The 6,330-nt window shown below is 71.4% G+C and carries 5 protein-coding genes and 1 pseudogene; 1 reads left to right on the forward strand and 5 read right to left on the reverse strand.

Translation table 11 applies throughout. The features are described from left to right. Positions 1 to 115: 115 nt before the first annotated feature. The 5 genes and pseudogenes from GTY56_RS41315 to GTY56_RS14825 all read right to left on the reverse strand — a co-directional run bounded on the left by GTY56_RS41315 (position 116) and on the right by GTY56_RS14825 (position 4,563). Positions 116 to 697 (reverse strand): DUF6336 family protein, encoded by a 582-nt coding sequence (locus GTY56_RS41315; RefSeq protein ID WP_202510189.1) that lies wholly within the window; start codon positions 695 to 697, stop codon positions 116 to 118. Between the two features lie 522 nt (positions 698 to 1,219). After that, positions 1,220 to 1,498 (reverse strand): hypothetical protein, encoded by a 279-nt coding sequence (locus tag GTY56_RS14810; RefSeq protein ID WP_161365822.1) that lies wholly within the window; start codon positions 1,496 to 1,498, stop codon positions 1,220 to 1,222. 484 nt (positions 1,499 to 1,982) lie between these two features. Next, positions 1,983 to 2,456 (reverse strand): annotated as a pseudogene (locus GTY56_RS14815) (restriction endonuclease); the annotation flags it as partial. A gap of 145 nt (positions 2,457 to 2,601) precedes the next feature. Beyond that, complete coding sequence (locus tag GTY56_RS14820) at positions 2,602 to 3,759, reverse strand: glycosyltransferase family 4 protein (protein WP_161365823.1); 1,158 nt, start codon at positions 3,757 to 3,759, stop codon at positions 2,602 to 2,604. Positions 3,760 to 3,774: 15 nt separating this feature from the next. Further along, positions 3,775 to 4,563: an FkbM family methyltransferase gene (locus GTY56_RS14825; RefSeq protein WP_237524856.1), complete on the reverse strand. Its 789-nt coding sequence runs from the start codon at positions 4,561 to 4,563 to the stop codon at positions 3,775 to 3,777. A 329-nt stretch (positions 4,564 to 4,892) separates the two neighbouring features. Between GTY56_RS14825 and GTY56_RS14830 the strand changes: the two genes are divergently transcribed. Continuing rightward, positions 4,893 to 5,975, forward strand: coding sequence for a prephenate dehydrogenase (locus GTY56_RS14830; RefSeq protein ID WP_161365824.1), 1,083 nt, complete (start codon positions 4,893 to 4,895; stop codon positions 5,973 to 5,975). The last annotated feature ends 355 nt before the right edge of the window (positions 5,976 to 6,330 follow it).

A 6,330-nucleotide genomic window follows, 5' to 3' on the forward strand; every position in this document is an offset into this window, starting at 1 on the left:
CGTCCGCCTCACCACGTAGGACACGGTCTTAACCTGCGCGGGCGCCCGCCGGTCCTGATGGCGACGCCCTCGTACTCCAGGCGTCCCTCACCGTCGTTCTTGTTGACCTTGTCTATCAGTGCCGCGTTGAGGATCGAACACTTCTTGATGTTGCGCGCCAGTCCCGCAGGCGTCGGATGTCCCCCGCGCTGGCCCACCAGAAGCCAGCACCGACCACAACCAGGCCGAGACCGAAGAGTCCGGCAATACCACCGACGACGGCCAGGAACTCTTCCCGGTCGCTGTGGCCGCTGATACTCAAGGTCGCCACCATGAGCGGCACCACGCCCAGCAGGCCGAAGGTCACCCCTCGCCGCGCAACGTCGGCCGGCCGCGCTCGCGGCAGCATCACGCCATCTCGGTCCAAAGCCATGGCCAGCACGGTGACCACGAAGTAGTGGCCGCTGACCCAACCTCGCTCCTTGTCCAGGATCTGCGTGGCCTCATCGCGGTAGACGTAGCGGAATAGCGGCGGCGGATCGGCGCTCCTGCTATCAGCAGCACTGGTGAGGCGACAAGGACGGCCAGCGGGACCACCCGCGAGAAGACCGCCCGTCAACCCGACGAGGACGACGACTCCCCCAGCCGGTGGGAAGAAGCCGCCTGACAGCGAGACCCCCGCGCGGTGCCGACTGGGCACCCCCGCTGCCCGGATCACACCACCCTCGCCTCGTGTGGGACATCGACCGCGAGGACCAGCAGCCCAGAGCCGCTCGAATCGGCACCCTGCTCACCGCTTCGCCCATGGCCATTGCCATTGCCATTGCTGGGGCGGTCCAGGAACAGGGTGCCGACGACGGCCTTCTCGTCAACGGCGCCGGCAGTTGTGAAGCCGGCCTCCCTCGGCCCCATCGCTCGGGCCGGCAGACGTGGCTCGAGCTGAACCACCAGGGCACTGACCCGCCACTCCGCGGCAGGAGATGGCAGGCCGCCCCGAAGCGGGGTCGGCCGCCCCTTGCTCACAGTCAGCTTCCCTGACGACACGTGCCGCCGTATCAGCGTTTCGCGGTGCCCATCTGCTCGGGGATCGTCTGCCGACGCTCGCAGTCGACTCACTCCTCTTGTGCCTGAGGAGGTGTACGCACCGGGCGGGGTAGGACGAGCAGGCCGGCTGTCCCAGAGGGGAGGGCGGTCGTCCGCGGTGAGAAGGCTGTTGATACGGCGGGCGATGCTTCTCCGGTCACCCGGCGGGTTCGATACGCAGGACGGCGGCCTTGTCCACAACCTCAGCGACCTTCAAGCTCATGGCGTCGTTGATGGTGGCAGCGGGCCCCTCACCGCAGGTGAGCCGGACACCGCCTCTGCCACCGGAAGAAACGCCGCCCCCACCGGAACAGCCCGAAACGCTGAAACCAGGCCCCGTCAGCTGCGCGGCCATCTCGACCTGGCCGTCCCTGACAGCCGTCACCTCGATCGGCCCGAGCCCGTACGTTCCCGGCACCGTCACAACGTCCCCCACGGCGACCTTGATCTCACACCTCCCATCGGCGCACAGCCCGGTCGAAGAGGGCGACGGTGTGGCCGGCGCCGGGGTACGGGAGGCCGATGTCCCGGTGTCGGACCCGCCGGAACGGCCCTCAGCGGGCGACCTGGTAGAAGAATCCGAGGAACACGAAGTGAGTGCTGCGAACACGACAGCGACGACTATGGCGACAACGGCGACAACGGCAGGGGGAGACGATCCTCGACGCACCATGGTTGCCATGGAACCCTGCCCTGGCCACGGGCTCGCCCCGGCCGCCCAACTGGGCACGCAGCCGGCGCAGTTGGTACCAGCCGGATGGGTCGAGCAGCACCTCGACCTCACCTGCCCGCGGCGCGACGGTGGCGGGTCAGGCCATGCGCCGAGGCACGGAGAACGGGGCCTTGTGGTGGAGCGGGACCGGGCAAATTGTGCCGGGTCCCGCTCCACCACAGGGGGGCAGCCTGCCAAGCTCCGCAGCTCACCCCGGAGACGTGGGCCGCCTCGGGGGCGGAACGGCCCGCAACAGCTCCCGCAGCGGCCGGGATCCCAAGGCCAACACCGCCGGCCTGCGGCGGTCCACCCCATGCAGCCGCTGCTCCTTGGCGAAGGTGACGGCCGGCCCGGTCACCCTGCCGTTCGTCACGATCACCGCGACGTCCGCACCGTCGACCGGCCGGGCCGTCCCGTTGAGAACCGGCAGATCCGGCGTGCCCACGGCCGAGCCCCGGGCGCCGTTACGGCGGTGGATGCACGGGATCACCCGGCGCCGCCCGATCGGGTCGGTGGCTTTCACGTCCGCCCCCAGGTCGCCGCCCCCGCCGACCCGCTGCGCGTCCTGGCAGCCATCGCGGCGCATCAGGTCCCGCACCGCCTCCTCGAACGCGGCGTGATGCAACGCATCCAGCTGGGACCGCCCGTAGCGCAGTCCCTGCGCGCGGACCGCCTCCCAGCGCGCAACCGCCGCCGGTGGCGACCATCGACGTCCCCGGCGTGCCGGCCACCGGCCACCGGCCACGGCTGACGGTGCCCGGCCGGGCACCACGGCCCACGCCCCGTCCCGAGGACCCACGGCCGGTACAGACCTGGCACAGGAACGGTTACTCCTGGCCGAGCACCGTCTCCAGAGCGCGCTCGGGTGTCAGCAGATCGGTCAGATGACGGGCCGACGCGTCCCAGGACCAGACGTCCCGGGCCCACCGGCGGCCCGCCGCGCCCATCCCGGCCGCCCGGTCGGCGTCGAGCAGTATCCGGGTCAGCGCGCCCGCCACCGCCGCCGGGTCGGTGCCGTCCACGACGCTGCCGGTTTGGCCGTCGAGCACGGTGTCCGGAGCACCGCCGGAATCGCCGACGACCACCGGCAGACCGCTCGCCGACGCCTCCAGGAACACGATCCCGAGCCCCTCCGCCTCCAGACCGGCCTTGCGGGTGCGGCACGGCATCGCGAAGACGTCCGCGGCGGCGTAGTAACGCGGCGTTTCGGAGTGCGTCTTACCGCCCGCGAAGACGACCGCGCCGTCGTCGATGTGGCGCCGGGCCAGCCTGCGCAGCCGCGCCTCGTCGGGACCCTGGCCGACCAGCAGCAGCACCGCGTCCGGGACCTCGCGCCGGATCAGGGGCAGGGCGCGGATCAGCATGTCCTGGCCCTTGCGCGGGACCATCCTGGCCACGCACACGATCACCCGCTTGCCCTGCAGCCCGAGTTCGGTGCGCAGGCCGGCGGCGGTGCTGTCTCGGGGCCGGTAGACGTCGGCGTCGACACCGGGAACGAGGCGGCTCAGCCGCGCGTGCGGGCCCAGGGCAGGCGCGATCCGGTCGCGGGTGTACTGGCCGAGGTAGGTGACCACGTCCACGCCGTCGCCGATCCGCCGCATCATCCGGCGTGCGCCGGGAATCCTGGCCCACCAGATCTCATGACCGTGAGTGGTCGCCACCATGCGCCGTATGCCACTGCGGCGCAGGGCCGGTGCCATCAGGGCGAGCGGCGCCGCCGCTCCGAACCAGACCCGGTCACAGCCGTGGGCTCTTGCTAACTCGACGGCTCTCCTGGTGACCCGCCGGGTCGGCAGGAGCATGCCTGTGGAGTCCCGTACGACCTGAAACGGAAGAGTCGCGTCATAGTCAGTGCCGCCCGGCTCGTGCGAGGTGTAGACGACGACGCCGTCGTGCGGCATACGTGTGACCATGGCGTGCACGAATGTCTCGATCCCGCCCTGGCGGGGCGGGAAGTCGTTGGTGATGACGAGGGTGGACCCCATGGGTGTGTCAGTCCTTCAGCGAGTGTGAATCGGTCGTGCTGTGAAGAGGTAGTTGCGGCAGTCGTCCGTGACCTCGGCCACGGGCTGCCAACTCCGGTTCCGCCAGCGGTACATGCCGTAGCCGAGAGCGGTCAGGCGGCGCACGAGACCGGCCGGCTCCATGCCGTACTTCGCGAGGTGACGGTCCTCGATCTCCAGCAGGAGGACGGGCCGGTGGCGCAGCAGCGTGGCCCGGGCGCCTGACAGCACGGCCGCCTCCGCCCCTTCGACGTCGGCCTTGATGAAGTCGACGCGCTCCACACCCATGCTGCGGCACAGACCGTCCACCGTGCGCACCGAAGTGGTCACCGGACGGGACCGGGCGAATTCCGCGTTGGGGCCGGGCCCCGACGCGCCCTCGGTGAGGTAGGCGCGCCCGTGGACGGGCAGCAGTCTGCGCCGGGGCAGACTCATCGTGCCCCGCCGGCGTGCCCGCTCGCCGAGCGCGGTGCGGTGCACGGTGACGTTGCCGCAGCCCAGGGCCGCCGCCGTGGTACGCAGCCACTGCGCGGGACCGTGCAGCGGCTCGACGCTGTACACGGCGCCGGAAGGGCCGGCCAGTGCCGACAGGGTCCAGGTGTAGAGGCCGTACTCGGCACCTATGTCGAGGCACACGGCGCCCGGTCGTACCAACGGCCGCAGCCCCGCCACCTCCTCCTCGACGAAGCTGAACCGCGACGCCGCCCAGCGCAGCGCGAGCGACACCGACGTCACCCTCGCCCCCGGATAGCGGGAACCGGTCCGGCGCATGGACGTGCCAGTCATTCCCCCCGACCCTCCATCTGCGAGGTGGAAATCCCCACGACCCGCCGACAATCCGAACATCAGACCGGAGGGTAACACCACGGGGCACCGCCCCCAGAAGGGCGAAGTGAGTATCCGGAAATCCGGAATTACTCTTTCCGTTACCGGCGCGGAAAACGACGTGCTGTGAATTCCGTCCGAGGACGTGGGGGCGTGGCTGGTCGTGGTTCCCCGCCCGGCACCGGATGTTCGAGGCCCGTGTGGCCTTTCACCCGGCCCCGGCCGCCGTCTATGGTCCCGGAGGTCCCGAACGACCGGGTGGCCGGCCAAGGGAATGGACTTGCGCTGTTATGCACTCCGCGTTGGTGATCGGCACAGGACTCATGGGAACCTCCGTCGCGCTGGCACTGCGCGCGCGGGGTGTGACAGTGCACCTACGGGATGCCGACCCGGCGGCGGCACGGACGGCCGCCGCACGGGGGGCCGGAACGCAGCGGCCGCCCTCGGAGGCCGTCGACCTGGCGGTGCTGGCGGTGCCGCCGCCCCTGGTCGGCGGTGTGCTGGCGGATGTTCAGGCGCAGGGTGCGGCGCGCCACTACACGGATGTGGCCAGTGTCAAAGCGGAGCCGCAGCACGACGTTCTCGCCCTCGACTGCGACATGTCCCGGTACATCGGCGGCCATCCGGTGGCCGGCGCCACGCGTAGTGGCCCGCTGACCGGCCGGGCCGATCTGTTCGAGGGACGCATGTGGGTCCTCACGCCGACGGCGGACACCGGTACCGAAACGCTCAACACGGCCCTGGAACTGGTGGCCCTGTGCGGCGCCGTACCCGTCCTGATGCAGGCATCCGCGCACGACCGGGCGGTCGCCCTGGTTTCCCACGTGCCTCATGTCGTGGCGAGCCTGATCGCGATGCGACTGGAGAACGCCGGGGAACGCGAAGTGAGCCTGGCGGGGCCGGGCCTGCGGGACCTCACCCGGATCGCCGAGGCGGACCCCGCGCTGTGGCTGGACACCCTGAGCGCCAACGCCGCCGTCGTGGCCGACCTGCTCGAGGAACTGGGCGGCGACCTGGACCGGATGGTCGTGGGGCTGCGCGCCATCGCCGCGATGGACGAGGACAAGCGCCGCAGCGGCGCGCAAACCGTCGAGGCCATGCTGCGCAAAGGCAGGTCGGGCCGGGCCCGGATCCCCGACGGACACGGCACCCGGCCCGAACGGTTCGAGGTGGTGACCGTCAGGATCGGGGACCAGCCGGGTGAGCTGGCCCGGCTGTTCTCGGACGCCGGCCGCGCGGGCGTCAACATCGAGGACATCCACCTCGAGCACGCCGCGGGCCGGCCCGCCGCCGTGGTCCACATCAGCGTCGCACCCGGCCGGACCACGCCCTTGCGGCAGGCCCTGCACGCACAGGGCTGGCAAGAGCACTAAAGCCTGTCGTCCGGATCAGGCCGCAGGCAATCGGCGGATCCCCTTGACGCCACGCCCCCGCGTCTGCGGGGACCGCCCCGGCAGAGGCGCGGACGCGGCCGGCGGCCCGCCGGCCGCGTCCGTTCGACACCGAGGACGACGAACGCGCACTGAACACCCCATCCGCCCCGCTCCCCCAGAGGGCCGCCGTCCCGGCGGGACCCGCCCACCACGACACCCCACCACCCTGCCCCGGGCGGCAAACCCGAGCAGCGGCGGCCATCCGCGCTGACAAGCCCCGGCACGCTGCATCAGGGAAGTGACCGAACTGCCCCGCACCACACCTCACGACACCCCACCACCCTGCCCCGGGCCG

The organism is Streptomyces sp. SID5643 (assembly GCF_009872555.1).
Taxonomy (GTDB): Bacteria; Actinomycetota; Actinomycetes; order Streptomycetales; family Streptomycetaceae; genus Streptomyces; species Streptomyces iakyrus.